Raw genomic sequence first — 21,996 nt, 5'->3', positions numbered from 1 at the left:
CGCATGTCTGCGGTGGTGCTGTGTCGCGCTGAGCGTAGGGCAGGCAACCCGTCCCGAATCCAGCTGAGTTGGGCATATTCACTCGGGGGAGTGAGTTTGCGCGGTGGTCGCCGCTGCGGCGGGCGGGAGGGGTGGGGCTTGGTGGGGTTTCTTTCTCCCCATGGTTTTTAGAAAAGACCGCCGGTCGCACCGGAGCACGGTTCGTCATGCCTCGGTGCCTGAAGGTGCAGTTCGGCCCAGACGGTCTTGCGCGGGACCGGGCCGAGTACGACGCCCCAGCGGTCGGCGAAGGCCTCGACGAGGAGGAGCCCGCGCCCCGATACGGCGTCCGTGGACGGGGGTTGGCGACTCGGAAGGTCGTCACCGCGTGTGTCCGTCACCTCGATCCGGAGTACGTCGGTGGTGGCGTGGAGGGCGAGGCGGAAGTCCCGGCCGGGGAGTCGGCCATGGGTCGCGGCGTTCGCGGCGAGTTCGGCGACGACGTGTTCGGCGGGGTGCATGACGCCGTGCGGCAGGTCCCACGTGCGCAGCCACTCCATGGCGAGGAGGCGGGCGAGGCGAGCGCCGCGTGGGGTGGGCGACAGGAGGACGCCGAAGTGACGGGTGGGGGAGTGGAGTTGGGTGGACTTTTCCTGGTTCACGTCACTGAGTGTGGCGGTATGTGCTTACCGTGAACGGTGACTCAGCCGGTCCGTACCGTGACTGTCCGGAGTTTGTCCGGTGCTGTCGGGGCTGTCGGCACGGGCTGTACGGGTAAGGGGCGTTGCGGCGCGGACATACGACGGAGGGGCGCGGGATGCAGCAGGTGAACGGTGACGCGGGTCGACTCAAGGGCGAGGCGGACGAGCCAGGTTGGGAGGTGGACCCGGACGACGACTGGGGTGTGGCGGTCGTCGCGACCGTCGGGCGGCAGTTGAAACTGCGGCGGGAGGCGAAGGGGATGCGGGCCGCCGAGTTCGGGGTGGCGGTGGGGTACGGGGAGGACATGGTCTACAAAATCGAGGGAGGTAAGCGGATCCCCCGGCTTGAGTTCCTGGACAAGGCGGACGAGGTGTTGGGGGCCGGTGGGCTGATCTCGGCGATGAAGGAGGACGTGGCGCGGGTCCGGTATCCGAAGAAGGTTCGAGACCTGGCCAAGCTGGAGGCCAAGGCTGTGGAGCTTCTTTCGTACGGCAGCCATGCCCTGCACGGCCTCTTGCAGACCGAGGAGCACGCGTGGGCGTTGCTGAGGACGCGGCGGCCTTCGCCCCCGGAGGAGGAGCTGGAGCGGGCGGTGGCCGCACGCATGGCCAGGAGGGAGATCTACCAGCGCTCACCGGCTCCCGAGCTCAGCTTCGTCCTGGAAGAGGCGACGCTGAAACGCCCGGTCGGAGGCAAGATGGTGAGGCGTAGGCAATTCGAACACCTCCTGGAGCTGGCGCAGTTGCGGAACGTCGAAATTCAGGTGATGCCGACGGCCCGCTGGGACCACCCTGGTACAGGAGGACGGATCCAGGTGCTGAAGTTCGGAGACGGAACTGCGGTTGGGCGCATGGACGACGAGTTCGGCGGGCGTCCCGTCTCCGACCCGAAGCAGCTGAGGATCCTCGAATTGCGCTATGGCATCATCCGGGCCGAGGCTCTGACCGCACGGGAGTCACTGGCCTTCATCGAACAACTGCTGGGAGAGACATGATCCGCAAGGCCTCTGCCGGAGACGCTTCCGAGCTGGCGTGGTTCAAGAGCAGCTACAGCGACACCAGCAACCCGAACGACTGCGTCGAGGTCGCCACCACCCCCGGCGCCATCCACGTCCGCGACTCCAAGAACATCAGCGGCCCCCAGCTCGCGCTCACCCCGGAAGCGTGGGCGGCCTTCGTGCCATACGCCTCCGAGGGCTGACCCACCGGGACACCTCGATAACTTCACCAGGGTGTGCGTCCTGCCCCGTGAGTACCCGTGCTCACGACCTTCACCGACGGTGCGTCGTGGCGGCGGCGCTCGTGGTGGCCACCGGCACCATCGGGGGTCTTCGAAGTCGAGCGGTGCGGCCATCTGCCGGCGCCCGCCCGCATTACCTTCGCCCACGAGGATGTGACACTTCAGGGTCGAGTGTCACATCCTCGTGCCTCACCACTCGGGCGCCTGCGCTCCCCGCCGCTCAACTTCGAAGACCCACCATCGGACGGTCGGTGATCGGGCTGATCCTGACCGCTACCGCGTCCCAGCACCCCGCCGTCCTGGACGACTTCCGGGACTTCGTGCGCACAGTCCGCCCGGACACCGGCGCGGCTTGGTAACGCGTCCCGCGGAAGCTCCCCCCGCGGCAGCGGCAGATCTTGAACCGACAATCCGACCCTTCATAGGTTGATTTCATGGGACTCTTTGACAAGCTGACCGGAACCAAGCGCCCGGCCGACGGTGTCGCCCCGCGATCCGCCGCCGAGGTCCACGCGGCCCTGCTCGGCCTCAACCGCCCTGATGTCCCGTACGTCATCCGGGACGGCCGTGCGGAGGGCGCCGACCTGGTGGCGGAGTGGCGGATGCTGGAACCGGCCTGGCAGACCTTCTTTGCCCGCACCCAGGTGAGTCGAGTGTTCCAGGTCCGTATGCGCCTAGTCCCGGAGAAGAACGAAGTCCGCTCCCTCGACCAGCAATACGAGGTCACATGGGTCGGCGGCACCCCCAGGCTGTCCATCTCGGCCGAGGCCCAACGCGGCCAGGTACAGACGGTCTCGAAGCAATGGACGCTCGGCGGGGGCAAAGAAGGCGACCTCGAAGCGACCGAAACGTTCAGCTTCGACAGCTCTGAGCTCAAGAACCCCCTGCAGGACGCCGTCCTGGGCGCGGGGTGGACCTGGCGCGGAGTCATCACCGGCAAACTGTGAGGTCGGCGGGACCCTGACTCGCCGCCTTGGCGCACGGCTTCCCCCACCGTTTGCCCGGACTGTGGACCCGGTGGACTCAGACGGATGGCGTTCGCCCTGGCCGATCCTGCTGACACCGGTCACGCAGGTCGCAGTGGGCGCTGCCGTACTGGTCGGGCTCTACTTCGCTCCGGGCTTTCGCCGCCTGGCCCGAACGGCTCGGCTCGCACTGCTCGGGCCCCTGGCCTGTGCCGTACCCGTGTTCGTCGTCCTGTGGGCCGCTGCCGTCGCCGCATGATCCGGAGCCCGCTCCGCGCGGACTCCTCGGCCACCGGCTGTCCGATCCACCGGCTGCCCGATCGTCGCCCACCGTGTCAGCGAGTGTCACGTACCGTGGCTGGATGTCCGCTCATCGTGAGCGCGCATCTCAGTCGAGCACCCCGAAGGGGGTGAGGGCGGCCTCCGCCGGGAGGTGCGGGCGCCCAGGGTTTGACCCACGTCACCCAAGGGGTACGATCCTCGGCTCCGATTGGCCAGCCCCCCACCTCGTATGGCAGACTAACGGGGTTGCTCGGTCGAGTGCCGATGCTGCGCGCCTCCCGCCGGGAGGACTGGAAGCGAGTCCCACAGTACTCGTCGCCCGATCTGCCGTAAGGCAGCGCTGGGGCGGACGTACGGGAATCTTCCGGGAAGTGTCAGCGGGGTGCAGACCAGGCGCCCGGTGGCCACGCATCAGCGAATTGGATGCAGCCGGCCCCCGGTCCTGCGGTTGTCTTTTGGGCTGAGCCGCGTCCCTGGGTAGGGAAATCCCTTGTGGATATCTCTGTCAGCAGGAGCGCGACACGCCCGACCGCGTGGGTCGGAGGTGACGGACACGGAACCCGGGCTCCAGAGCGTTTTAACGAGACAAAGGACTACTGAGTAGCCATGGCGGGACAGAAGATCCGCATCCGGCTCAAGGCCTACGACCACGAGGTCATCGACTCCTCGGCGAAGAAGATCGTCGAGACGGTGACGCGCACTGGTGCGTCGGTCGCGGGCCCGGTGCCGCTGCCCACTGAGAAGAACGTGTACTGCGTCATCAAGTCGCCGCACAAGTACAAGGACTCGCGCGAGCACTTCGAGATGCGTACGCACAAGCGCCTGATCGACATCCTCGACCCGACGCCCAAGACCGTTGACTCTCTGATGCGACTCGACCTCCCGGCCGGTGTCGACATCGAGATCAAGCTCTAGGGATCGGTGATCTGAGAATGGCTAAGCAGATCAAGGGCATCCTGGGCGAGAAGCTCGGCATGACGCAGGTGTGGGACGAGAACAACCGTGTTGTTCCGGTCACCGTCGTCAAGGCCGGCCCGAACGTCGTCACCCAGGTTCGTACCAACGACATCGACGGCTACGAGTCGGTCCAGATCGCCTTCGGCGAGATCGACCCGCGCAAGGTGAACAAGCCCCTCAAGGGTCACTTCGCCAAGGCCGACGTCACCCCCCGTCGCCACCTCGTCGAGATCCGCACCGCGGATGCCTCCGAGTACACCCTCGGCCAGGAGATCTCCGCCGAGGTGTTCGAGGCGGGCGTGAAGGTCGACGTCACCGGTAAGAGCAAGGGCAAGGGCTTCGCCGGTGTCATGAAGCGTCACAACTTCAAGGGCCTCGGCGCCGGTCACGGCACCCAGCGCAAGCACCGCTCCCCCGGCTCCATCGGTGGCTGTGCCACCCCGGGCCGTGTGTTCAAGGGCCTCCGCATGGCGGGCCGCATGGGCAACGAGCGGGTCACCACCCAGAACCTGACCGTTCACGCCGTTGACGCGGAGAAGGGCCTGCTCCTCATCAAGGGCGCGGTTCCTGGTCCGAACGGCGGCCTCGTCCTGGTCCGCACCGCGGCCAAGGGGGCCTGAGGACTATGAGCACCATTGACATTCTGTCGCCCTCCGGCGACACCGCCGGGACCGTTGAGCTCCCGGCCGAGATCTTCGACGTAGAGAAGATCAGCATCCCGCTGCTTCACCAGGTCGTCGTCGCACAGCTGGCCGCCGCCCGTCAGGGCACGCACAAGGTCAAGCGTCGTGGCGAGGTCCGCGGTGGCGGTAAGAAGCCTTACCGTCAGAAGGGCACCGGCCGCGCGCGCCAGGGTTCGACCCGTGCGCCGCAGTTCGCCGGCGGTGGCGTCGTCCACGGCCCCACGCCGCGTGACTACTCGCAGCGGACCCCGAAGAAGATGAAGGCCGCGGCCCTGCGCCACGCCCTCACCGACCGGGCCCGCAACGCTCGCATCCACGTCATCACCGGCGTGATCGAGGGCGAGACCCCCTCCACCAAGGCCGCGAAGAGCTTCCTCGGCAAGGTCAGCGAGCGCAAGAACGTGCTCCTGGTCATCGAGCGCTCCGACGAGGCCGCGCTGCTCTCCGCGCGCAACCTGCCCCAGGTCCACATCCTGGAGCCGGGCCAGCTGAACACGTACGACGTTCTCGTCTCGGACGACGTGGTCTTCACCCAGGCCGCTTTCGAGTCCTTCGTGACTGGCGCCCCGTCGAGGTCGGACGCTGACACCGAAGGGAGCGAAGCCTGATGGCTACGCGTCACCCGAGCATTGCCTCGAAGGCCGCCAAGGCCGCCAAGGCCGCGCGCGTCGCCAAGGCGAAGCGCCACGAGGCCGAGGGCAAGAACACCGTTGAGACCCCGCTGAGCAAGAGCTTCACGGATCCCCGTGACGTCCTCCTCAAGCCGGTCGTCTCGGAGAAGAGCTACGCGCTGCTCGACGAGGGCAAGTACACCTTCGTCGTGGACCCGCGGGCCAACAAGACCCAGATCAAGCAGGCCGTCCAGGCGGTCTTCTCGGTCAAGGTCACCGGGGTCAACACGATCAACCGTCAGGGCAAGCGCAAGCGGACCAAGACGGGCTTCGGCAAGCGTGCTGACAGCAAGCGCGCGATCGTGACCCTCGCTGAGGGCGACCGTATCGACATCTTCGGCCAGGCCTCCTAACGGAGCGCCCTGGTCCGAATATCGGACGAGGACTGAGAAATGGGAATCCGCAAGTACAAGCCGACTACGCCGGGCCGCCGTGGCTCCAGCGTCGCCGACTTCGTCGAGGTCACGCGGTCCACGCCGGAGAAGTCGCTGGTTCGCCCGCTGCACAGCAAGGGCGGCCGTAACAATTCCGGTCGTGTGACCGTGCGCCACCAGGGTGGTGGCCACAAGCGCGCCTTCCGAGTGATCGACTTCCGTCGTCACGACAAGGACGGCGTGCCGGCGAAGGTCGCGCACATCGAGTACGACCCCAACCGCACCGCGCGCATCGCGCTGCTGCACTACGCGGACGGCGAGAAGCGCTACATCCTCGCCCCCCGCAACCTGTCGCAGGGTGACCGCGTCGAGAACGGTCCTGGGGCCGACATCAAGCCGGGCAACAACCTGGCGCTCCGCAACATCCCGGTCGGTACCACGATCCACGCGATCGAGATCCGTCCCGGTGGCGGTGCCAAGTTCGCCCGCTCCGCCGGTACCTCGGTGCAGCTGCTCGCGAAGGAGGGCACCATGGCCCACCTCCGCATGCCTTCCGGTGAGATCCGCCTGGTCGACCAGCGCTGCCGCGCCACGGTCGGCGAGGTCGGCAACGCCGAGCAGAGCAACATCAACTGGGGTAAGGCCGGCCGTAAGCGCTGGCTGGGCGTTCGCCCGACCGTCCGCGGTGTGGCGATGAACCCGGTTGACCACCCGCACGGTGGTGGTGAGGGCAAGACCTCCGGTGGTCGCCACCCGGTCTCCCCGTGGGGTCAGAAGGAGGGTCGTACTCGTTCGCCGAAGAAGGCTTCGAACAAGTACATCGTCCGCCGCCGCAAGACGAACAAGAAGCGCTAGGAGCGGGTTTAGATGCCGCGCAGTCTCAAGAAGGGGCCCTTCGTCGACGACCACCTCATCAAGAAGGTGGACGTACAGAACGAAGCCGGCACCAAGAACGTCATCAAGACCTGGTCCCGTCGCTCGATGATCATCCCGGCCATGCTCGGCCACACGATCGCGGTGCACAACGGCAAGACCCACATTCCGGTGTTTGTCACCGAGTCGATGGTCGGCCACAAGCTCGGCGAGTTCTCGCCGACGCGCACCTTCCGGGGTCACGTCAAGGACGACCGGAAGTCGAAGCGCCGCTAACGCGGGGTGGAATGACCATGACAGACACTGGAAGGACAACCATGGAAGCCAGGGCCCAGGCGCGGTACATCCGCGTTACGCCCATGAAGGCCCGCCGCGTGGTGGACCTTATCCGTGGCATGGATGCCACGGAGGCTCAGGCGGTCCTGCGTTTCGCCCCGCAGGCCGCGAGCGTGCCGGTCGGCAAGGTGCTGGACAGCGCCATCGCCAACGCCGCGCACAACTACGACCACACCGACGCCGACAGCCTCTTCATCTCCGAGGCGTACGTCGACGAGGGTCCGACCCTGAAGCGGTTCCGTCCGCGTGCCCAGGGCCGTGCCTACCGGATCCGCAAGCGGACCAGCCACATCACCGTGGTCGTCAGCAGCAAGGAAGGAACCCGGTAATGGGCCAGAAGGTTAACCCGCATGGGTTCCGGCTCGGCATCACCACGGACTTCAAGTCCCGTTGGTACGCCGACAAGCTGTACAAGGACTACGTCAAGGAAGACGTCGCCATCCGTCGGATGATGACGTCCGGCATGGAGCGCGCCGGCATCTCGAAGGTTGAGATCGAGCGCACCCGTGACCGCGTGCGGGTGGACATCCACACCGCGCGTCCCGGCATCGTCATCGGCCGCCGTGGCGCCGAGGCCGACCGCATCCGCGGTGACCTCGAGAAGCTCACGGGCAAGCAGGTCCAGCTGAACATCCTCGAGGTCAAGAACCCCGAGACGGACGCTCAGCTGGTTGCTCAGGCCGTTGCCGAGCAGCTGTCCTCCCGCGTCTCCTTCCGCCGCGCCATGCGTAAGAGCATGCAGTCGGCGATGAAGGCGGGCGCCAAGGGCATCAAGATCCAGTGTGGTGGCCGTCTCGGCGGCGCCGAGATGTCCCGCTCGGAGTTCTACCGCGAGGGCCGTGTGCCCCTGCACACGCTCCGCGCGAACGTCGACTACGGCTTCTTCGAGGCCAAGACGACCTTCGGCCGTATCGGTGTGAAGGTCTGGATCTACAAGGGCGACGTCAAGAACATCGCCGAGGTCCGCGCCGAGAACGCCGCTGCCCGCGCCGGCAACCGCCCGGCCCGTGGTGGCGGCAACGACCGCCCGGCCGGCCGTGGTGGCCGTGGTGGCGAGCGTGGCGGCCGCGGCCGCAAGCCGCAGCAGGCTCCCGCTGCCGAGGCCCCCAAGGCCGAGGCTCCGGCGGCCGCTCCGGCTGAGAGCACCGGAACGGAGGCCTGACCGACATGCTGATCCCCCGTAGGGTCAAGCACCGCAAGCAGCACCACCCCACGCGCCGTGGTCAGGCCAAGGGCGGTACGCAGGTTTCGTTCGGCGAGTACGGCATTCAGGCCCTCACGCCGGCGTACGTGACGAACCGTCAGATCGAGGCCGCTCGTATCGCGATGACCCGCCACATCAAGCGTGGCGGCAAGGTCTGGATCAACATCTACCCGGACCGCCCGCTCACGAAGAAGCCCGCCGAGACCCGCATGGGTTCCGGTAAGGGTTCGCCGGAGTGGTGGATCGCGAACGTGCACCCGGGCCGGGTCATGTTCGAACTGTCCTACCCCAACGAGAAGATCGCCCGTGAGGCCCTCACTCGCGCAGCCCACAAGCTGCCGATGAAGTGCCGGATCGTCAAGCGCGAGGCAGGTGAAGCGTGATGTCGGCCGGTACCAAGGCGTCCGAGCTGCGCGAACTGGGTGACGAGGAGCTTCTTGCGAAGCTTCGCGAAGCCAAGGAAGAGCTGTTCAACCTCCGCTTCCAGGCGGCGACCGGTCAGCTCGAGAACCACGGTCGGCTCAAGGCCGTCCGCAAGGACATCGCGCGGATCTACACCCTGATGCGTGAGCGCGAGCTGGGCATCGAAACGGTGGAGAGCGCCTGATGAGCGAGAGCAACGTGACTGAGAACGCAGCCGAGGCGCGCGGATTCCGCAAGACCCGTGAGGGTCTCGTCGTCAGCGACAAGATGGACAAGACCGTCGTCGTCGCCGTCGAGGACCGCGTCAAGCACGCCCTGTACGGCAAGGTCATCCGCCGTACGAGCAAGCTGAAGGCCCACGACGAGCAGAACGCCGCGGGTGTCGGCGACCGCGTCCTCCTCATGGAGACGCGTCCGCTGTCCTCGACGAAGCGCTGGCGCATCGTGGAGATCCTCGAGAAGGCGAAGTAATCAGCGGGGGCTCAGCCCCCACTGCCCCCCGCCGGGGGTCGGCCGCACCGTGAGGTGTGCTGCCCCCGGCGGAGGTTTTCTCCCTCAAGAGGCCAAGTAATTCCTGCGGGGGCTACCCGCAGGACGGTTCCGCCAGGCTCGCGGGGTGACCCGAAAGGGACTCTGCGGGAACCGGCAGACAATCAGGAGATAGACGTGATCCAGCAGGAGTCGCGACTGCGCGTCGCCGACAACACGGGGGCGAAGGAAATCCTTTGCATCCGTGTGCTCGGTGGCTCCGGTCGCCGCTACGCGGGCATCGGTGACGTCATCGTCGCCACCGTCAAGGACGCGATCCCCGGTGGCAACGTGAAGAAGGGTGACGTCGTCAAGGCCGTCATCGTTCGCACCGTCAAGGAGCGCCGCCGTCCGGACGGCTCGTACATCCGCTTCGACGAGAACGCCGCTGTCATTCTGAAGAACGACGGCGACCCTCGCGGCACCCGTATCTTCGGCCCCGTCGGCCGTGAGCTGCGCGAGAAGAAGTTCATGAAGATCATCTCGCTCGCGCCGGAGGTGCTGTAAGCATGAAGATCAAGAAGGGCGACCTGGTCCAGGTCATCACCGGTAAGGACAAGGGCAAGCAGGGCAAGGTCATTGCCGCTTACCCGCGCGACGAGCGCGTCCTGGTCGAGGGTGTCAACCGGGTCAAGAAGCACACGAAGGCCGGCCCCACCGCCAGCGGCTCGCAGGCCGGCGGCATCGTGACCACCGAGGCCCCGATTCACGTGAGCAACGTTCAGCTCGTCGTGGAGAAGGACGGCAACAAGGTCGTCACGCGCGTCGGTTACCGCTTCGACGACGAGGGCAACAAGATCCGCGTTGCCAAGCGGACGGGTGAGGACATCTGATGGCTACCACCACCACTCCGCGTCTCAAGACGAAGTACCGCGAGGAGATCGCGGGCAAGCTGCGTGAGGAGTTCTCGTACGAGAACGTCATGCAGATTCCCGGCCTCGTCAAGATCGTGGTCAACATGGGTGTCGGCGACGCAGCCCGTGACTCCAAGCTCATGGACGGTGCCGTCCGTGACCTGACCACGATCACCGGTCAGAAGCCGGCCATCACCAAGGCCCGCAAGTCCATCGCGCAGTTCAAGCTGCGTGAGGGTCAGCCGATCGGTGCCCACGTCACGCTCCGTGGCGACCGCATGTGGGAGTTCCTGGACCGCACCCTGTCGCTCGCGCTGCCGCGCATCCGCGACTTCCGCGGCCTGTCCCCCAAGCAGTTCGACGGCCGTGGCAACTACACCTTCGGTCTCACGGAGCAGGTCATGTTCCACGAGATCGACCAGGACAAGATCGACCGTACCCGGGGCATGGACATCACCGTGGTGACCACGGCGACCAACGACGCTGAGGGCCGTGCCCTTCTCCGTCACCTCGGCTTCCCCTTCAAGGAGGCGTAAGCGAGATGGCGAAGAAGGCTCTGATTGCCAAGGCTGCTCGTAAGCCCAAGTTCGGCGTACGTGGCTACACGCGCTGCCAGCGCTGCGGCCGTCCGCACTCCGTGTACCGCAAGTTCGGCCTGTGCCGCGTCTGCCTTCGTGAGATGGCTCACCGTGGCGAGCTGCCGGGCGTGACCAAGAGCTCCTGGTAGTCCCGGTAATTCGGGATTCCAGAGGCTCTCGGTAAGTAAAGGGTTTGGTCAGGTGCCCACCTCTCCATGGCTTAGGCTAGGAGGGTTGGGCGCCTGCCGCCCCAATCGACTTACTACGCCGTAGGTCCCCGCACCGCACCCGTCCCGCCACTGAGTGGGGAGAGGGATGGCGCATACAGGAAACCCCGGCGAGAGAGGCCGAAGGCCAATTCATGACCATGACTGATCCCATCGCAGACATGCTTACTCGTCTGCGTAACGCGAACTCGGCGTACCACGACGATGTCGCGATGCCGCACAGCAAGATCAAGTCTCACATCGCGGAGATCCTCCAGCAGGAGGGCTTCATCACCGGCTGGAAGGTCGAGGACGCCGAGGTCGGCAAGAAGCTCGTCCTCGAGCTGAAGTTCGGCCCGAACCGTGAGCGCTCCATCGCGGGCATCAAGCGGATTTCGAAGCCGGGTCTGCGCGTGTACGCGAAGTCCACCTCCCTGCCCAAGGTGCTCGGTGGCCTCGGCGTGGCGATCATCTCCACGTCGCACGGTCTCCTCACCGACAAGCAGGCCGGCAAGAAGGGCGTAGGCGGAGAAGTTCTCGCCTACGTCTGGTAACGGAAGGGAACGGAGGAAACAGCTATGTCGCGTATTGGCAAGCTCCCCATCACGGTTCCCGCCGGCGTGGACGTCACCATCGACGGCCGTACGGTCCAGGTGAAGGGCCCCAAGGGCACCCTCTCCCACACCGTCGCGGCGCCGATCGAGGTCGCCAAGGGTGAGGACGGCATTCTCAATGTCACCCGCCCGAACGACGAGCGTCAGAACAAGGCCCTGCACGGCCTGTCCCGCACGCTGGTGGCGAACATGATCACCGGCGTGACCCAGGGTTACGTGAAGAAGCTCGAGATCAGCGGTGTCGGTTACCGCGTTCTGGCGAAGGGCTCCAACCTGGAGTTCTCGCTCGGCTACAGCCACTCGATCACCGTCGAGGCCCCCGAGGGAATCTCCTTCAAGGTCGAGAACCCGACGCGGTTCTCGGTCGAGGGCATCGACAAGCAGAAGGTCGGAGAGGTTGCGGCCAACATCCGCAAGCTGCGCAAGCCTGACCCGTACAAGGCCAAGGGCGTCAAGTACGAGGGCGAAGTCATCCGCCGCAAGGTCGGAAAGGCGGGTAAGTAAGCCATGGCATACGGTGTCAAGATTGCTAAGGGCGACGCTTACAAGCGTGCTGCCATCAAGCGTCGTCACATCCGGATCCGTAAGCACATCTCGGGTACGGCCGAGCGTCCGCGCCTGGTCGTGACGCGCTCGAACCGTCACATCGTGGCCCAGGTCATCGACGACGTTAAGGGTCACACCCTCGCGTCGGCGTCGACCCTGGACACGACGATCCGCGGTGGCGAGGCCGACAAGTCGGCTCAGGCCAAGTCGGTCGGCGCCCTGGTCGCCGAGCGCGCCAAGGCCGCCGGTGTCGAGGCTGTCGTATTCGACCGTGGTGGTAACCAGTACGCCGGGCGCATTGCCGCCCTGGCGGACGCCGCCCGCGAAGCCGGACTCAAGTTCTGAGTCGCCCGTCGCGCAGCGACTTGATTGACGCTGCGTAGCTAGCGGAAAAAGAGAGAGGTAATCCAATGGCTGGACCCCAGCGCCGCGGTGGCGGTGCCGGTGGCGGCGAGCGGCGGGACCGGAAGGGCCGTGACGGTGGCGCAGCTGCCGCCGAGAAGACCGCGTACGTTGAGCGCGTTGTCGCGATCAACCGCGTCGCCAAGGTTGTGAAGGGTGGTCGTCGCTTCAGCTTCACCGCGCTCGTCGTGGTAGGCGATGGTGACGGCACCGTCGGTGTCGGTTACGGCAAGGCCAAGGAGGTGCCGGCCGCGATCGCCAAGGGTGTTGAAGAGGCCAAGAAGCACTTCTTCAAGGTCCCCCGTATCCAGGGCACCATCCCTCACCCCATCCAGGGTGAGAAGGCCGCGGGCGTCGTCCTGCTCAAGCCGGCTTCGCCGGGTACCGGTGTTATCGCCGGTGGTCCCGTGCGCGCCGTGCTCGAGTGCGCCGGCGTTCACGACATCCTGTCGAAGTCCCTCGGCTCCGACAACGCGATCAACATCGTGCACGCGACTGTGGCGGCCCTCAAGGGTCTGCAGCGTCCCGAGGAGATCGCGGCTCGCCGTGGTCTGCCCCTCGAGGACGTCGCTCCCGCCGCTCTGCTGCGTGCGCGTGCGGGAGCGGGTGCGTAATCATGGCTCAGCTCAGGATCACGCAGACGAAGTCGTACATCGGTAGCAAGCAGAACCACCGCGACACCCTGCGTTCGCTCGGGCTCAAGCGCCTGAACGACGTGGTCGTCAAGGAGGACCGCCCCGAGTTCCGCGGAATGGTGCACACCGTCCGCCACCTCGTGACGGTTGAGGAGGTCGACTGATCATGGCGGAGAACAGCCCGCTCAAGATCCACAACCTCCGTCCCGCCCCGGGCGCCAAGACCGCCAAGACCCGTGTGGGTCGTGGTGAGGCGTCGAAGGGTAAGACGGCCGGTCGTGGTACCAAGGGCACGAAGGCCCGTTACCAGGTTCCGGAGCGCTTCGAGGGTGGGCAGATGCCCCTCCACATGCGCCTCCCGAAGCTGAAGGGCTTCAAGAACCCGTTCAAGACCGAGTTCCAGGTCGTGAACCTCGACAAGCTGGCCGCGCTGTACCCGGAGGGTGGCGAGGTCACCGTCGAGGGTCTCGTCGCCAAGGGTGCCGTTCGCAAGAACAGCCTCGTCAAGGTCCTTGGCCAGGGCGAGATCTCCGTGGCGCTGCAGGTTTCGGTTGACGCCGTCTCCGGCTCCGCCAAGGAGAAGATCACCGCCGCCGGCGGTACCGTCACCGAGCTCGTCTGATCCGTTCAGGCGTCTCGATGACATGAGCGATCCCGACCGGGGGTGCCCTTACAAATGGGGCATCCCCGGTTGGTCGTTCCAAGGTGGGCAGTCTCGCCGGTAAGGTGGCCTGCACTGCCGACTTTCGTCCGGCGTTCCGCCGGGCGGCAGCCGACCGATACCTACCTATTCGTCGAACCTCAAGACCGTCACCTCTGACGCACTTGCGCGGGGGTCGCAGGAGGCACCGTGCTTACCGCGTTCGCCCGGGCGTTCAAGACGCCCGACCTGCGCAAGAAGCTGCTCTTCACGCTAGCCATCATCGTGGTCTACCGGATCGGCACACATATTCCGATCCCAGGTGTCGACTACAAGAACGTCCAGACCTGTATCGACGTGGCCAGCTCGAACCGCGGTCTGTTCAGTCTGATCAACATGTTCAGTGGTGGCGCGCTGCTGCAGATCACGATCTTTGCGCTCGGCATCATGCCGTACATCACGGCGAGCATCATCCTGCAGCTGCTGACGGTGGTGATCCCGCGCCTCGAAGCCCTGAAGAAGGAGGGCTCGGCCGGCACCACGAAGATCACGCAGTACACCCGTTATCTGACGGTGGCCCTCGCCATCCTCCAGGGCACGGGTCTGGTCGCGACCGCGCGCAGCGGCGCCCTGTTCAGCGGCTGCCAGGTGGCCAATCAGATCGTTCCGGACCAGTCGATCTTCCAGACCGTGGTCATGGTCGTCACCATGACCGCTGGTACGTGTGTCGTCATGTGGCTGGGTGAACTCATCACCGACCGTGGCATCGGCAACGGCATGTCGATCCTGATGTTCATCTCGATCGCCGCGACCTTCCCGTCCGCCCTGTGGACGGTCAAGCTCCAGGGCAAGCTGGCCGGTGGCTGGATCGAGTTCGGCACCGTCATCGCGGTCGGCCTGGTCATGGTCGGTCTGGTCGTCTTCGTCGAGCAGGCCCAGCGGCGGATCCCGGTGCAGTACGCGAAGCGCATGATCGGGCGCCGGTCGTACGGCGGTACGTCGACGTACATCCCGCTGAAGGTCAATCAGGCGGGTGTGATCCCTGTGATTTTCGCCTCCTCACTGCTCTACATCCCCAGCCTGGTGGCCCAGTTCTCGAGCGGCAGCTCCAGCTGGAAGACGTGGGTCCAGAACAACCTGACCAAGGGCGATCACCCGGTCTACATCGCCGTGTACTTCCTGCTCATCGTGTTCTTCGCGTTCTTCTACGTGGCGATCTCGTTCAACCCCGAGGAAGTCGCGGACAACATGAAGAAGTATGGTGGCTTCATCCCGGGCATCCGGGCCGGCCGACCGACCGCTGAGTACCTGAGCTACGTACTCAACCGGATCACCTGGCCGGGGTCGCTGTATCTGGGTCTGATCGCTCTCGTGCCGACTGTGGCGTTGGTTGGTTTCGGGGCAAACCAGAACTTCCCGTTCGGTGGTACCAGCATCCTGATCATCGTGGGTGTCGGTCTCGAGACGGTGAAGCAGATCGAGAGCCAGCTTCAGCAGCGCAATTACGAAGGGTTCCTCCGCTGATGCGAATCGTCCTCGTCGGGCCGCCCGGTGCCGGGAAGGGAACGCAGGCCGCGTTCCTTGCCAAGAACCTGGGGATTCCGCACATCTCCACGGGCGACCTCTTCCGCGCCAACATCAGCCAGGGCACGGAGCTGGGCAAGCAGGCCAAGGCGTACATGGACGCCGGCAACCTGGTGCCGGACGAGGTCACCATCGGGATGGCCAAGGACCGCATGGAGCAGCCGGACGCCGCGAACGGGTTCCTGCTCGACGGCTTCCCTCGTAACGTCTCGCAGGCCGAGGCGCTCGACGAGATGCTCAAGGCCGAGGCCATGAAGCTGGACGCGGTCCTGGACCTGGAGGTCCCCGAGGACGAGGTGGTCAAGCGCATCGCCGGCCGCCGCATCTGCCGCAACGACTCGGCGCACGTCTTCCACGTGGCGTACAAGCCGGCGAAGCAGGAGGGCGTCTGCGACGTCTGCGGCGGCGAGCTGTACCAGCGGGACGACGACTCCGAGGAGACCGTCCGCAAGCGTCTTGAGGTCTACCACACGCAGACCGAGCCGATCATCGACTACTACAAGGCCCAGGGCCTGGTGGTCACGATCACGGCGCTCGGCAAGGTGGAGGACGTCACGGCGCGCGCCATGGAGGCGCTGCAGAGCAAGGCCGACGACAAGTAGTCGTCACGCTGCCATCGGCCGCGGCGCCCTCCGGGGGTGCCGCGGCTGCTCTTTGCGGCTGGACCGCCGCCGCTCTCGCGGACGTGGTGACTCGCCGTTGTGGTTGCTCAATTGATGGTTGCGGCAGACTTGAGCCAAGACGTTACTGGAAGCGGAGAGGCGACAGCCCGATGGTGCAGATCAAGACCCCCGAGCAGATCGCCAAGATGCGTGAGGCGGGGCTGGTCGTCGCCGCCATTCACGCGGCCACGCGTGAGGCGGCCGTGCCGGGTGCCACGACGAAGGACCTGGACGAGGTCGCGCGCAAGGTGCTCGCCGAGCACGGGGCGAAGTCGAACTTCCTGGGGTACGGCGGTTTCCCCGCCACCATCTGCACCTCGGCCAACAACGTCGTCGTCCACGGCATCCCGTCCGACGAGGTGGTCCTGAAGGACGGCGACATCATCTCGATCGACTGCGGCGCGATCGTCGACGGCTGGCACGGGGACGCGGCGTACACCGCGTTCGTGGGCTCCGGCCACTCTCCGGAGCTGATCGAGCTCTCCCGGGTGACCGAGGAGTCGATGTGGGCGGGCATCGCGGCGATGAAGCAGGGGAACCGGCTCGTCGACGTCTCGCGCGCCATCGAGACGTACATCCGCCGCCAGCCGAAGCCCGGCGGCGGCCGGTACGGGATCATCGAGGACTACGGCGGTCACGGCATCGGCACCGAGATGCATATGGACCCGCACGTGCTGAACTACGTCGAGAAGCGGCGCGGCAAGGGCCCGAAGCTGGTCCCCGGCTTCTGCCTGGCGATCGAGCCGATGGTGTCCCTCGGCACCCCGAAGACCGAGGTCCTCGAAGACGACTGGACGGTCATCACGACGGACGGCACGTGGTCCTCGCACTGGGAGCACTCGGTCGCTTTGACGGAGGAGGGCCCGTTGGTCCTGACCTCTCCGGACGGCGGCAGGGCGAAGCTGGCGGAGCACGGCATCACGGCGGCACCGGACCCGCTGGCCTGACGGCGGCCGCCCTGTGCCGCGACCACCGGTCGAAGCGGGCCCGTCGGTGCCGGCGGCTCCTGATGGCGGCAGGGCGAAGCCGGCGGAGCGCGGGGTCATGGCGGCACGGCGGCACCGGACCGGCTGGCCTGACGCGGCGGCCGACCTGTGCCACGACCGCGCGGGTGGCGTGGGACCCCGCCGGCACAGGGCCCCCTGGGGAGGGCGCGCCTGCGCCGGTGTCGTGGGGGCGGCGGGGCGGGGCCGGGGGTATCCGGCCTCGGCCTCGGGCCGGCGCGGCCCGGCGCGGAGTCGGAGTCGGAGTCGGAGTCGGTCGGGTTTCGAAGGAGCCGGTGCGGGCGGATGCCCCCGGCACATGCCCGTCGGCCCGCTCGTGGTCGACGGGCGCGGGGTGTCGGTTAACGATCTCCGTAGTGGGGCATTCTTTCTCGATTCGTCTTTCCAGGGGCCCTGACGTAGACTGACTCGTCGGCTCTCGTGCACCCGCATGTCTGCATGCGCTCGTGCGGAGTCGATCAAGGTAGTCGATTCGAAGGGCGAAGCGTGGCCAAGAAGCAAGGTGCCATCGAGATCGAGGGCACTGTCGTCGAGTCTCTTCCGAACGCCATGTTCAAGGTCGAGCTCCAGAACGGCCACCAGGTCCTGGCACACATCAGCGGCAAGATGCGTATGCACTACATCCGCATCCTCCCTGACGACCGGGTCGTGGTGGAGCTGTCTCCGTACGACCTGACGCGTGGCCGGATCGTCTACCGGTACAAGTAGATCTTGCCTTTGCTCCGTGTTCCCGGTTCGGGGACGCGGGTGGTGGCACTGACCCGGAGAACCTCACCTAATGAAGGTCAAGCCGAGCGTCAAGAAGATCTGCGACAAGTGCAGGGTGATCCGCCGTCACGGCCGGGTCATGGTCATCTGCGAAAACCCGCGCCACAAGCAGCGCCAGGGCTGACGCACGACCGCACCTTCTGCACCCGCAGATATTTCGCGCGACGCAAGCAGTACATGTTCATACGCAGAATCCAGGACTGAGTGTTATCAGTCCTGACACCCCCGGTCGGAGGCCGGGGACCCGGTTCGTACCGAATCTTCAGAAGAGAAGAGGACGGCGGGCGGGATCCGGTTCTGCGGAAGACCTCCGAACGACAACTGGAGCCATTGAATGGCACGCGTTTCCGGTGTTGACATCCCGCGCGAAAAGCGTGTGGAGGTCGCCCTGACCTACGTGTTCGGCATCGGCCGGACCCTTTCCCAGCTGACGCTGGCCGAGACCGGCGTGAACCCGAACACGCGCGTTCGTGACCTCTCCGAGGAGGAGCTGGTCAAGATCCGCGAGTACGTGGACGCCAACATCAAGACCGAGGGTGACCTCCGTCGCGAGATCCAGGGCGACATTCGCCGCAAGATCGAGATCGGCTGCTACCAGGGTATTCGCCACCGTCGTGGCCTGCCCGTCCACGGTCAGCGCACCAGCACGAACGCTCGTACCCGCAAGGGCCCGCGTCGCGCCATCGCCGGTAAGAAGAAGCCGGGCAAGAAGTAGTCCTCAGCGGACGCACTGTGTGTTCTGGGGGGATGCCCCCCAGACTCCCCAAGCGGTCTTCGCTGTAGGACCGACCACCTCCCGTAGGAGTAATAGATGCCCCCCAAGGGTCGTCAGGGCGCTGCCAAGAAGGTGCGCCGCAAGGAAAAGAAGAACGTCGCTCACGGGCACGCTCACATCAAGAGCACGTTCAACAACACGATCGTCTCGATCACGGACCCCGCGGGCAACGTGATCTCCTGGGCCTCCGCCGGCCACGTCGGCTTCAAGGGCTCGCGCAAGTCCACCCCCTTCGCCGCGCAGATGGCCGCCGAGTCGGCCGCCCGCCGCGCGCAGGAGCACGGCATGCGCAAGGTCGACGTCTTCGTCAAGGGCCCGGGCTCGGGTCGCGAGACGGCCATCCGTTCGCTGCAGGCGACCGGTCTTGAGGTCGGCTCCATCCAGGACGTCACCCCCACCCCGCACAACGGCTGCCGTCCGCCGAAGCGCCGCCGCGTCTGACGCACGGCCGCCGGTTGGTGGTTTGAGGTTTTCGGGCGGTACGGCTCCGTAAAAGGGCCGTATCGCCCGTACCCTTGCAATACCCGGCCTCTTCTGAGGTGCGGTTCCGTCGGGCGTCAAATAGCGGGCGTCCACGAGAGAAGGATCTGATCCACACATGCTGATCGCTCAGCGTCCCTCGTTGACCGAAGAGGTCGTCGACGAATTCCGCTCCCGGTTCGTGATCGAGCCGCTGGAGCCGGGCTTCGGCTACACCCTCGGCAACTCCCTCCGCCGCACCCTCCTGTCGTCGATCCCCGGTGCCGCTGTCACCAGCATCCGCATCGACGGCGTCCTGCACGAGTTCACCACCGTGCCGGGCGTCAAGGAGGACGTCACCGACCTGATCCTCAACATCAAGCAGCTGGTCGTGAGCAGTGAGCACGATGAGCCTGTGGTGATGTACCTGCGCAAGCAGGGTCCGGGTCTCGTCACCGCCGCCGACATCGCGCCCCCGGCCGGTGTCGAGGTGCACAACCCCGACCTGGTCCTCGCCACGCTCAACGGCAAGGGCAAGCTGGAGATGGAGCTGACCGTCGAGCGCGGTCGCGGTTACGTCTCCGCCGTTCAGAACAAGCAGGTGGGCCAGGAGATCGGCCGTATCCCGGTCGACTCCATCTACTCGCCCGTTCTGAAGGTCACCTACAAGGTCGAGGCGACCCGTGTCGAGCAGCGCACCGACTTCGACAAGCTGATCGTCGACGTCGAGACCAAGCAGGCCATGCGCCCCCGTGACGCCATGGCTTCCGCCGGTAAGACGCTGGTCGAGCTCTTCGGGCTCGCCCGTGAGCTCAACATCGACGCCGAGGGCATCGACATGGGCCCGTCCCCCACGGACGCCGCCCTCGCCGCCGATCTCGCGCTGCCGATCGAGGAGCTGGAGCTCACGGTCCGCTCCTACAACTGCCTCAAGCGTGAGGGCATCCACTCCGTGGGTGAGCTCGTCGCCCGCTCCGAGGCCGACCTCCTGGACATCCGCAACTTCGGTGCGAAGTCCATCGACGAGGTCAAGGCGAAGCTGGCCGGCATGGGCCTGGCCCTCAAGGACAGCCCGCCCGGATTCGACCCCACGGCCGCTGCCGACGCCTTCGGCGCCGACGACGACGTGGACGCCGGGTTCGTCGAGACCGAGCAGTACTAAGAACTCGGGTTCGACTGCCGGATCATGGCTGCGGGCAGGCTGTGGCTGGTCGCGCCCACGCGACGGAGCCGCAGAACGTCACAGCCCCGCGCCCCTTGGGACGCGGATCCTCCGGGCGCCTTGAAAGAGGCGCCCGGATCTCCGACGGGCAATCGCCCGCTCGGACACTGACCTCGGTACCTGATACGGCCGGGGCAGACACCTAGGAGAAACACCATGCCGAAGCCCACCAAGGGTGCCCGTCTGGGCGGCAGCGCCGCGCACGAGAAGCTGCTCCTCGCGAACCTCGCGAAGTCGCTCTTCGAGCACGGCCGTATCACCACCACCGAGGCGAAGGCCCGTCGCCTGCGCCCGTACGCGGAGCGTCTGGTCACCAAGGCGAAGAAGGGTGACCTTCACAACCGCCGTCAGGTGCTCTCGGTGATCACGGACAAGAGCATCGTGCACACGCTCTTCACCGAGATCGGCCCGCGCTACGAGAACCGCCCGGGTGGCTACACCCGTATCACCAAGATCGGTAACCGCCGTGGCGACAACGCGCCCATGGCCGTCATCGAGCTGGTGGAGGCCCTGACCGTGGCCCAGCAGGCCACCGGTGAGGCCGAGGCGGCCACCAAGCGTGCCGCCAAGGACGCCGAGGTCAAGGTCGAGGCTCCGGCCGAGGTCGTCGAGGACGCCAAGGTCGAGGACGCCAAGGTCGAGGACGCCGCCGAGGCCCCCGCCGAGGCTCCGGCCGAGGAGTCCAAGGACGCCTGAGGCACTGCCTGGCTGCGAAGCGGGTCCGTCCCTTCGGGGGCGGGCCCGCTTCCGCGTTCTTGAAGAGGATCTGGCCTTGAAGAGGATCTGGTGTTGAGAGGATCTAGGTGTGAGTGACGAAGTGCAGCCCGGGTTCGTACGGGTGCGGTTGGATCTGTCGTACGACGGGACCGAGTTCTCCGGGTGGGCCAAGCAGGCCGGGGGACGCCGGACCGTGCAGGGGGAGATCGAGGACGCCCTGCGGACCGTCACGCGGTCGAAGGACATCGCGTACGAACTGACCGTCGCCGGGCGCACCGACGCCGGCGTCCACGCGCGGGGCCAGGTGGCGCACGTCGATCTGCCCGCCGAGCTCTGGGCCGAGCACGAGGAGAAGCTGCTCAAGCGGCTGGCCGGGCGGCTGGCGAAGGACGTGCGGATCTGGTCGCTCACCGAGGCCCCCGCCGGCTTCAACGCGCGGTTCTCCGCGATCTGGCGGCGGTACGCCTACCGCGTCACCGACAACCCCGGGGGAGTGGACCCCCTGCTGCGCAACCATGTCCTCTGGCACGACTGGCCGTTGGACGTCGACGCCATGAACGAAGCCGCCGGGCGGCTCGTCGGCGAGCACGACTTCGCGGCCTACTGCAAGAGGCGTGAGGGCGCCACGACCATCCGTACCCTCCAGGAGCTGAGCCTCGTGCGCGGCGAGGACGGGATCATCACCGCCACCGTCCGCGCCGACGCCTTCTGCCACAACATGGTGCGCTCGCTCATCGGTGCGCTGCTGTTCGTGGGGGACGGGCACCGCGGGCCCGACTGGCCCGGGAAGGTGCTCGCGGTCGGCGTACGGGATTCGGCTGTCCATGTCGTACGGCCGCACGGACTGACCCTGGAGGAAGTCGGCTACCCCGCGGACGAGTTGCTCGCCGCGCGGAACAAGGAGGCGCGGAACATGCGGACCCTCCCGGGAGCCGGCTGCTGCTGACCCATGACTCCGGGCGGCTCGGGGGCGGCTCCAGACGGCTCCAAGTGACTCTGAGCGACTGTGATCGACTTCGAGCGACTCTGAGTGATTTGTGGGGCCTGTGGGGCTCCTGTTACCGATGACGAAACCCCTGCGTAACATAAACGTTCGGGCATACCTGTGAAAACT

36 protein-coding genes are annotated in these 21,996 nt (G+C 66.4%); 35 read left to right on the top strand and 1 reads right to left on the bottom strand.

Annotated elements, in window-relative coordinates:
• Nucleotides 1-167: 167 nt before the first annotated feature.
• Nucleotides 168-641, bottom strand: coding sequence for an ATP-binding protein (locus OG747_RS17810; RefSeq protein ID WP_405880320.1), 474 nt, complete (start codon nucleotides 639-641; stop codon nucleotides 168-170).
• Between the two features lie 155 nt (nucleotides 642-796).
• Here OG747_RS17810 and OG747_RS17805 point away from each other — a divergent pair, with 155 nt between their 5' ends.
• The 35 genes from OG747_RS17805 to truA all read left to right on the top strand — a co-directional run bounded on the left by OG747_RS17805 (nucleotide 797) and on the right by truA (nucleotide 21,828).
• On the top strand, nucleotides 797-1,675 hold the full coding sequence (locus OG747_RS17805) for a helix-turn-helix transcriptional regulator (RefSeq protein WP_405880319.1): 879 nt from the start codon (nucleotides 797-799) through the stop codon (nucleotides 1,673-1,675).
• A complete protein-coding gene (locus OG747_RS17800) occupies nucleotides 1,672-1,881 on the top strand; it encodes a DUF397 domain-containing protein (RefSeq protein ID WP_405880318.1) in 210 nt (69 codons plus the stop codon). The genes OG747_RS17805 and OG747_RS17800 overlap by 4 nt, the downstream gene beginning before the upstream one ends.
• Nucleotides 1,882-2,354: 473 nt before the next feature.
• On the top strand, nucleotides 2,355-2,867 hold the full coding sequence (locus OG747_RS17795; protein ID WP_405880317.1) for a hypothetical protein: 513 nt from the start codon (nucleotides 2,355-2,357) through the stop codon (nucleotides 2,865-2,867).
• A 70-nt stretch (nucleotides 2,868-2,937) separates the two neighbouring features.
• Nucleotides 2,938-3,144 carry a hypothetical protein gene (locus OG747_RS17790; RefSeq protein WP_405880316.1) on the top strand — a complete coding sequence of 69 codons (207 nt, stop codon included), beginning with the start codon at nucleotides 2,938-2,940 and terminating at the stop codon, nucleotides 3,142-3,144.
• A 629-nt stretch (nucleotides 3,145-3,773) separates the two neighbouring features.
• Nucleotides 3,774-4,082: a 30S ribosomal protein S10 gene (gene rpsJ / locus OG747_RS17785; RefSeq protein WP_003948644.1), complete on the top strand. Its 309-nt coding sequence runs from the start codon at nucleotides 3,774-3,776 to the stop codon at nucleotides 4,080-4,082.
• 17 nt (nucleotides 4,083-4,099) lie between these two features.
• Nucleotides 4,100-4,744 carry a 50S ribosomal protein L3 gene (rplC, locus tag OG747_RS17780; RefSeq protein ID WP_101400119.1) on the top strand — a complete coding sequence of 215 codons (645 nt, stop codon included), beginning with the start codon at nucleotides 4,100-4,102 and terminating at the stop codon, nucleotides 4,742-4,744.
• A gap of 5 nt (nucleotides 4,745-4,749) precedes the next feature.
• A complete protein-coding gene (gene rplD, locus OG747_RS17775) occupies nucleotides 4,750-5,415 on the top strand; it encodes a 50S ribosomal protein L4 (protein ID WP_405880315.1) in 666 nt (221 codons plus the stop codon).
• The gene (gene rplW / locus OG747_RS17770; protein WP_037626998.1) at nucleotides 5,415-5,831 is read left to right on the top strand and encodes a 50S ribosomal protein L23; all 417 of its coding nucleotides are present in this window, start codon (nucleotides 5,415-5,417) and stop codon (nucleotides 5,829-5,831) included. The genes rplD and rplW overlap by 1 nt, the downstream gene beginning before the upstream one ends.
• A 39-nt stretch (nucleotides 5,832-5,870) precedes the next feature.
• Nucleotides 5,871-6,707: a 50S ribosomal protein L2 gene (gene rplB / locus OG747_RS17765; protein WP_405880314.1), complete on the top strand. Its 837-nt coding sequence runs from the start codon at nucleotides 5,871-5,873 to the stop codon at nucleotides 6,705-6,707.
• A 12-nt stretch (nucleotides 6,708-6,719) separates the two neighbouring features.
• Complete coding sequence (gene rpsS, locus OG747_RS17760; RefSeq protein ID WP_005481224.1) at nucleotides 6,720-7,001, top strand: 30S ribosomal protein S19; 282 nt, start codon at nucleotides 6,720-6,722, stop codon at nucleotides 6,999-7,001.
• Nucleotides 7,002-7,042: 41 nt separating this feature from the next.
• Entirely contained in the window at nucleotides 7,043-7,390 is a 348-nt protein-coding gene (rplV, locus tag OG747_RS17755) for a 50S ribosomal protein L22 (RefSeq protein ID WP_003974262.1), read from the top strand.
• Nucleotides 7,390-8,223 carry a 30S ribosomal protein S3 gene (gene rpsC, locus OG747_RS17750; RefSeq protein WP_405880313.1) on the top strand — a complete coding sequence of 278 codons (834 nt, stop codon included), beginning with the start codon at nucleotides 7,390-7,392 and terminating at the stop codon, nucleotides 8,221-8,223. The genes rplV and rpsC overlap by 1 nt, the downstream gene beginning before the upstream one ends.
• A 5-nt stretch (nucleotides 8,224-8,228) precedes the next feature.
• Nucleotides 8,229-8,648, top strand: a complete 420-nt coding sequence (rplP, locus tag OG747_RS17745) for a 50S ribosomal protein L16 (RefSeq protein WP_405880312.1) — start codon at nucleotides 8,229-8,231, stop codon at nucleotides 8,646-8,648.
• The gene (gene rpmC / locus OG747_RS17740; protein ID WP_003998824.1) at nucleotides 8,648-8,872 is read left to right on the top strand and encodes a 50S ribosomal protein L29; all 225 of its coding nucleotides are present in this window, start codon (nucleotides 8,648-8,650) and stop codon (nucleotides 8,870-8,872) included. Before rplP ends, rpmC begins: the two co-directional genes overlap by 1 nt.
• The gene (gene rpsQ / locus OG747_RS17735) at nucleotides 8,872-9,159 is read left to right on the top strand and encodes a 30S ribosomal protein S17 (protein ID WP_405880311.1); all 288 of its coding nucleotides are present in this window, start codon (nucleotides 8,872-8,874) and stop codon (nucleotides 9,157-9,159) included. The genes rpmC and rpsQ overlap by 1 nt, the downstream gene beginning before the upstream one ends.
• Nucleotides 9,160-9,354: 195 nt before the next feature.
• On the top strand, nucleotides 9,355-9,723 hold the full coding sequence (gene rplN / locus OG747_RS17730) for a 50S ribosomal protein L14 (protein ID WP_003998823.1): 369 nt from the start codon (nucleotides 9,355-9,357) through the stop codon (nucleotides 9,721-9,723).
• A 2-nt stretch (nucleotides 9,724-9,725) separates the two neighbouring features.
• On the top strand, nucleotides 9,726-10,049 hold the full coding sequence (rplX, locus tag OG747_RS17725) for a 50S ribosomal protein L24 (RefSeq protein WP_018543913.1): 324 nt from the start codon (nucleotides 9,726-9,728) through the stop codon (nucleotides 10,047-10,049).
• Complete coding sequence (rplE, locus tag OG747_RS17720) at nucleotides 10,049-10,606, top strand: 50S ribosomal protein L5 (RefSeq protein ID WP_266437223.1); 558 nt, start codon at nucleotides 10,049-10,051, stop codon at nucleotides 10,604-10,606. The genes rplX and rplE overlap by 1 nt, the downstream gene beginning before the upstream one ends.
• 5 nt (nucleotides 10,607-10,611) lie before the next feature.
• Nucleotides 10,612-10,797, top strand: coding sequence for a type Z 30S ribosomal protein S14 (locus OG747_RS17715; protein ID WP_003948630.1), 186 nt, complete (start codon nucleotides 10,612-10,614; stop codon nucleotides 10,795-10,797).
• Nucleotides 10,798-11,009: 212 nt separating this feature from the next.
• Complete coding sequence (gene rpsH / locus OG747_RS17710; RefSeq protein ID WP_055614920.1) at nucleotides 11,010-11,408, top strand: 30S ribosomal protein S8; 399 nt, start codon at nucleotides 11,010-11,012, stop codon at nucleotides 11,406-11,408.
• A 24-nt stretch (nucleotides 11,409-11,432) separates the two neighbouring features.
• Complete coding sequence (gene rplF, locus OG747_RS17705) at nucleotides 11,433-11,972, top strand: 50S ribosomal protein L6 (RefSeq protein WP_405880310.1); 540 nt, start codon at nucleotides 11,433-11,435, stop codon at nucleotides 11,970-11,972.
• 3 nt (nucleotides 11,973-11,975) lie between these two features.
• Complete coding sequence (rplR, locus tag OG747_RS17700) at nucleotides 11,976-12,359, top strand: 50S ribosomal protein L18 (protein ID WP_060901491.1); 384 nt, start codon at nucleotides 11,976-11,978, stop codon at nucleotides 12,357-12,359.
• Between the two features lie 65 nt (nucleotides 12,360-12,424).
• A complete protein-coding gene (gene rpsE, locus OG747_RS17695; RefSeq protein ID WP_016645168.1) occupies nucleotides 12,425-13,030 on the top strand; it encodes a 30S ribosomal protein S5 in 606 nt (201 codons plus the stop codon).
• Between the two features lie 2 nt (nucleotides 13,031-13,032).
• Nucleotides 13,033-13,215 (top strand): 50S ribosomal protein L30, encoded by a 183-nt coding sequence (rpmD, locus tag OG747_RS17690; protein WP_060901490.1) that lies wholly within the window; start codon nucleotides 13,033-13,035, stop codon nucleotides 13,213-13,215.
• 2 nt (nucleotides 13,216-13,217) lie between these two features.
• Entirely contained in the window at nucleotides 13,218-13,673 is a 456-nt protein-coding gene (rplO, locus tag OG747_RS17685; protein WP_351706123.1) for a 50S ribosomal protein L15, read from the top strand.
• Nucleotides 13,674-13,901: 228 nt separating this feature from the next.
• Nucleotides 13,902-15,215 carry a preprotein translocase subunit SecY gene (gene secY / locus OG747_RS17680; RefSeq protein ID WP_405880309.1) on the top strand — a complete coding sequence of 438 codons (1,314 nt, stop codon included), beginning with the start codon at nucleotides 13,902-13,904 and terminating at the stop codon, nucleotides 15,213-15,215.
• The gene (locus OG747_RS17675) at nucleotides 15,215-15,877 is read left to right on the top strand and encodes an adenylate kinase (protein ID WP_405880308.1); all 663 of its coding nucleotides are present in this window, start codon (nucleotides 15,215-15,217) and stop codon (nucleotides 15,875-15,877) included. Before secY ends, OG747_RS17675 begins: the two co-directional genes overlap by 1 nt.
• 170 nt (nucleotides 15,878-16,047) lie before the next feature.
• Nucleotides 16,048-16,884, top strand: coding sequence for a type I methionyl aminopeptidase (gene map, locus OG747_RS17670; RefSeq protein ID WP_405880307.1), 837 nt, complete (start codon nucleotides 16,048-16,050; stop codon nucleotides 16,882-16,884).
• A 543-nt stretch (nucleotides 16,885-17,427) separates the two neighbouring features.
• On the top strand, nucleotides 17,428-17,649 hold the full coding sequence (gene infA / locus OG747_RS17665; RefSeq protein WP_003948620.1) for a translation initiation factor IF-1: 222 nt from the start codon (nucleotides 17,428-17,430) through the stop codon (nucleotides 17,647-17,649).
• A 70-nt stretch (nucleotides 17,650-17,719) separates the two neighbouring features.
• Nucleotides 17,720-17,833: a 50S ribosomal protein L36 gene (rpmJ, locus tag OG747_RS17660; RefSeq protein ID WP_003998809.1), complete on the top strand. Its 114-nt coding sequence runs from the start codon at nucleotides 17,720-17,722 to the stop codon at nucleotides 17,831-17,833.
• A 210-nt stretch (nucleotides 17,834-18,043) separates the two neighbouring features.
• Complete coding sequence (gene rpsM / locus OG747_RS17655) at nucleotides 18,044-18,424, top strand: 30S ribosomal protein S13 (RefSeq protein WP_081218901.1); 381 nt, start codon at nucleotides 18,044-18,046, stop codon at nucleotides 18,422-18,424.
• 96 nt (nucleotides 18,425-18,520) lie between these two features.
• Nucleotides 18,521-18,925, top strand: a complete 405-nt coding sequence (gene rpsK / locus OG747_RS17650) for a 30S ribosomal protein S11 (protein WP_006376016.1) — start codon at nucleotides 18,521-18,523, stop codon at nucleotides 18,923-18,925.
• A gap of 157 nt (nucleotides 18,926-19,082) precedes the next feature.
• Nucleotides 19,083-20,105, top strand: a complete 1,023-nt coding sequence (locus tag OG747_RS17645; protein WP_019055532.1) for a DNA-directed RNA polymerase subunit alpha — start codon at nucleotides 19,083-19,085, stop codon at nucleotides 20,103-20,105.
• Nucleotides 20,106-20,321: 216 nt separating this feature from the next.
• Nucleotides 20,322-20,861 carry a 50S ribosomal protein L17 gene (gene rplQ, locus OG747_RS17640; RefSeq protein WP_405880306.1) on the top strand — a complete coding sequence of 180 codons (540 nt, stop codon included), beginning with the start codon at nucleotides 20,322-20,324 and terminating at the stop codon, nucleotides 20,859-20,861.
• A gap of 109 nt (nucleotides 20,862-20,970) precedes the next feature.
• On the top strand, nucleotides 20,971-21,828 hold the full coding sequence (gene truA, locus OG747_RS17635; protein ID WP_405880305.1) for a tRNA pseudouridine(38-40) synthase TruA: 858 nt from the start codon (nucleotides 20,971-20,973) through the stop codon (nucleotides 21,826-21,828).
• Nucleotides 21,829-21,996: the final 168 nt, after the last annotated feature.

The organism is Streptomyces sp. NBC_01384 (genome assembly GCF_045040035.1).
Taxonomy (GTDB): Bacteria; Actinomycetota; Actinomycetes; order Streptomycetales; family Streptomycetaceae; genus Streptomyces.
This window is presented reverse-complemented; position numbering and strand designations above follow the sequence as displayed.

What these genes read in the sequence shown, in the direction of transcription:
- OG747_RS17805 (WP_405880319.1), top strand. Translation starts at nt 797, where the DNA reads ATGCAGCAGGTGAACGGTGACGCGGGTCGACTCAAGGGCGAGGCGGAC.
- OG747_RS17800 (WP_405880318.1), top strand. Translation starts at nt 1,672, where the DNA reads ATGATCCGCAAGGCCTCTGCCGGAGACGCTTCCGAGCTGGCGTGGTTC.
- OG747_RS17795 (WP_405880317.1), top strand. Translation starts at nt 2,355, where the DNA reads ATGGGACTCTTTGACAAGCTGACCGGAACCAAGCGCCCGGCCGACGGT.
- rpsJ (WP_003948644.1), top strand. Translation starts at nt 3,774, where the DNA reads ATGGCGGGACAGAAGATCCGCATCCGGCTCAAGGCCTACGACCACGAG.
- rplC (WP_101400119.1), top strand. Translation starts at nt 4,100, where the DNA reads ATGGCTAAGCAGATCAAGGGCATCCTGGGCGAGAAGCTCGGCATGACG.
- rplD (WP_405880315.1), top strand. Translation starts at nt 4,750, where the DNA reads ATGAGCACCATTGACATTCTGTCGCCCTCCGGCGACACCGCCGGGACC.
- rplW (WP_037626998.1), top strand. Translation starts at nt 5,415, where the DNA reads ATGGCTACGCGTCACCCGAGCATTGCCTCGAAGGCCGCCAAGGCCGCC.
- rplB (WP_405880314.1), top strand. Translation starts at nt 5,871, where the DNA reads ATGGGAATCCGCAAGTACAAGCCGACTACGCCGGGCCGCCGTGGCTCC.
- rpsS (WP_005481224.1), top strand. Translation starts at nt 6,720, where the DNA reads ATGCCGCGCAGTCTCAAGAAGGGGCCCTTCGTCGACGACCACCTCATC.
- rplV (WP_003974262.1), top strand. Translation starts at nt 7,043, where the DNA reads ATGGAAGCCAGGGCCCAGGCGCGGTACATCCGCGTTACGCCCATGAAG.
- rpsC (WP_405880313.1), top strand. Translation starts at nt 7,390, where the DNA reads ATGGGCCAGAAGGTTAACCCGCATGGGTTCCGGCTCGGCATCACCACG.
- rplP (WP_405880312.1), top strand. Translation starts at nt 8,229, where the DNA reads ATGCTGATCCCCCGTAGGGTCAAGCACCGCAAGCAGCACCACCCCACG.
- rpmC (WP_003998824.1), top strand. Translation starts at nt 8,648, where the DNA reads ATGTCGGCCGGTACCAAGGCGTCCGAGCTGCGCGAACTGGGTGACGAG.
- rpsQ (WP_405880311.1), top strand. Translation starts at nt 8,872, where the DNA reads ATGAGCGAGAGCAACGTGACTGAGAACGCAGCCGAGGCGCGCGGATTC.
- rplX (WP_018543913.1), top strand. Translation starts at nt 9,726, where the DNA reads ATGAAGATCAAGAAGGGCGACCTGGTCCAGGTCATCACCGGTAAGGAC.
- rplE (WP_266437223.1), top strand. Translation starts at nt 10,049, where the DNA reads ATGGCTACCACCACCACTCCGCGTCTCAAGACGAAGTACCGCGAGGAG.
- OG747_RS17715 (WP_003948630.1), top strand. Translation starts at nt 10,612, where the DNA reads ATGGCGAAGAAGGCTCTGATTGCCAAGGCTGCTCGTAAGCCCAAGTTC.
- rpsH (WP_055614920.1), top strand. Translation starts at nt 11,010, where the DNA reads ATGACCATGACTGATCCCATCGCAGACATGCTTACTCGTCTGCGTAAC.
- rplF (WP_405880310.1), top strand. Translation starts at nt 11,433, where the DNA reads ATGTCGCGTATTGGCAAGCTCCCCATCACGGTTCCCGCCGGCGTGGAC.
- rplR (WP_060901491.1), top strand. Translation starts at nt 11,976, where the DNA reads ATGGCATACGGTGTCAAGATTGCTAAGGGCGACGCTTACAAGCGTGCT.
- rpsE (WP_016645168.1), top strand. Translation starts at nt 12,425, where the DNA reads ATGGCTGGACCCCAGCGCCGCGGTGGCGGTGCCGGTGGCGGCGAGCGG.
- rpmD (WP_060901490.1), top strand. Translation starts at nt 13,033, where the DNA reads ATGGCTCAGCTCAGGATCACGCAGACGAAGTCGTACATCGGTAGCAAG.
- rplO (WP_351706123.1), top strand. Translation starts at nt 13,218, where the DNA reads ATGGCGGAGAACAGCCCGCTCAAGATCCACAACCTCCGTCCCGCCCCG.
- OG747_RS17675 (WP_405880308.1), top strand. Translation starts at nt 15,215, where the DNA reads ATGCGAATCGTCCTCGTCGGGCCGCCCGGTGCCGGGAAGGGAACGCAG.
- map (WP_405880307.1), top strand. Translation starts at nt 16,048, where the DNA reads ATGGTGCAGATCAAGACCCCCGAGCAGATCGCCAAGATGCGTGAGGCG.
- rpmJ (WP_003998809.1), top strand. Translation starts at nt 17,720, where the DNA reads ATGAAGGTCAAGCCGAGCGTCAAGAAGATCTGCGACAAGTGCAGGGTG.
- rpsM (WP_081218901.1), top strand. Translation starts at nt 18,044, where the DNA reads ATGGCACGCGTTTCCGGTGTTGACATCCCGCGCGAAAAGCGTGTGGAG.
- rpsK (WP_006376016.1), top strand. Translation starts at nt 18,521, where the DNA reads ATGCCCCCCAAGGGTCGTCAGGGCGCTGCCAAGAAGGTGCGCCGCAAG.
- OG747_RS17645 (WP_019055532.1), top strand. Translation starts at nt 19,083, where the DNA reads ATGCTGATCGCTCAGCGTCCCTCGTTGACCGAAGAGGTCGTCGACGAA.
- rplQ (WP_405880306.1), top strand. Translation starts at nt 20,322, where the DNA reads ATGCCGAAGCCCACCAAGGGTGCCCGTCTGGGCGGCAGCGCCGCGCAC.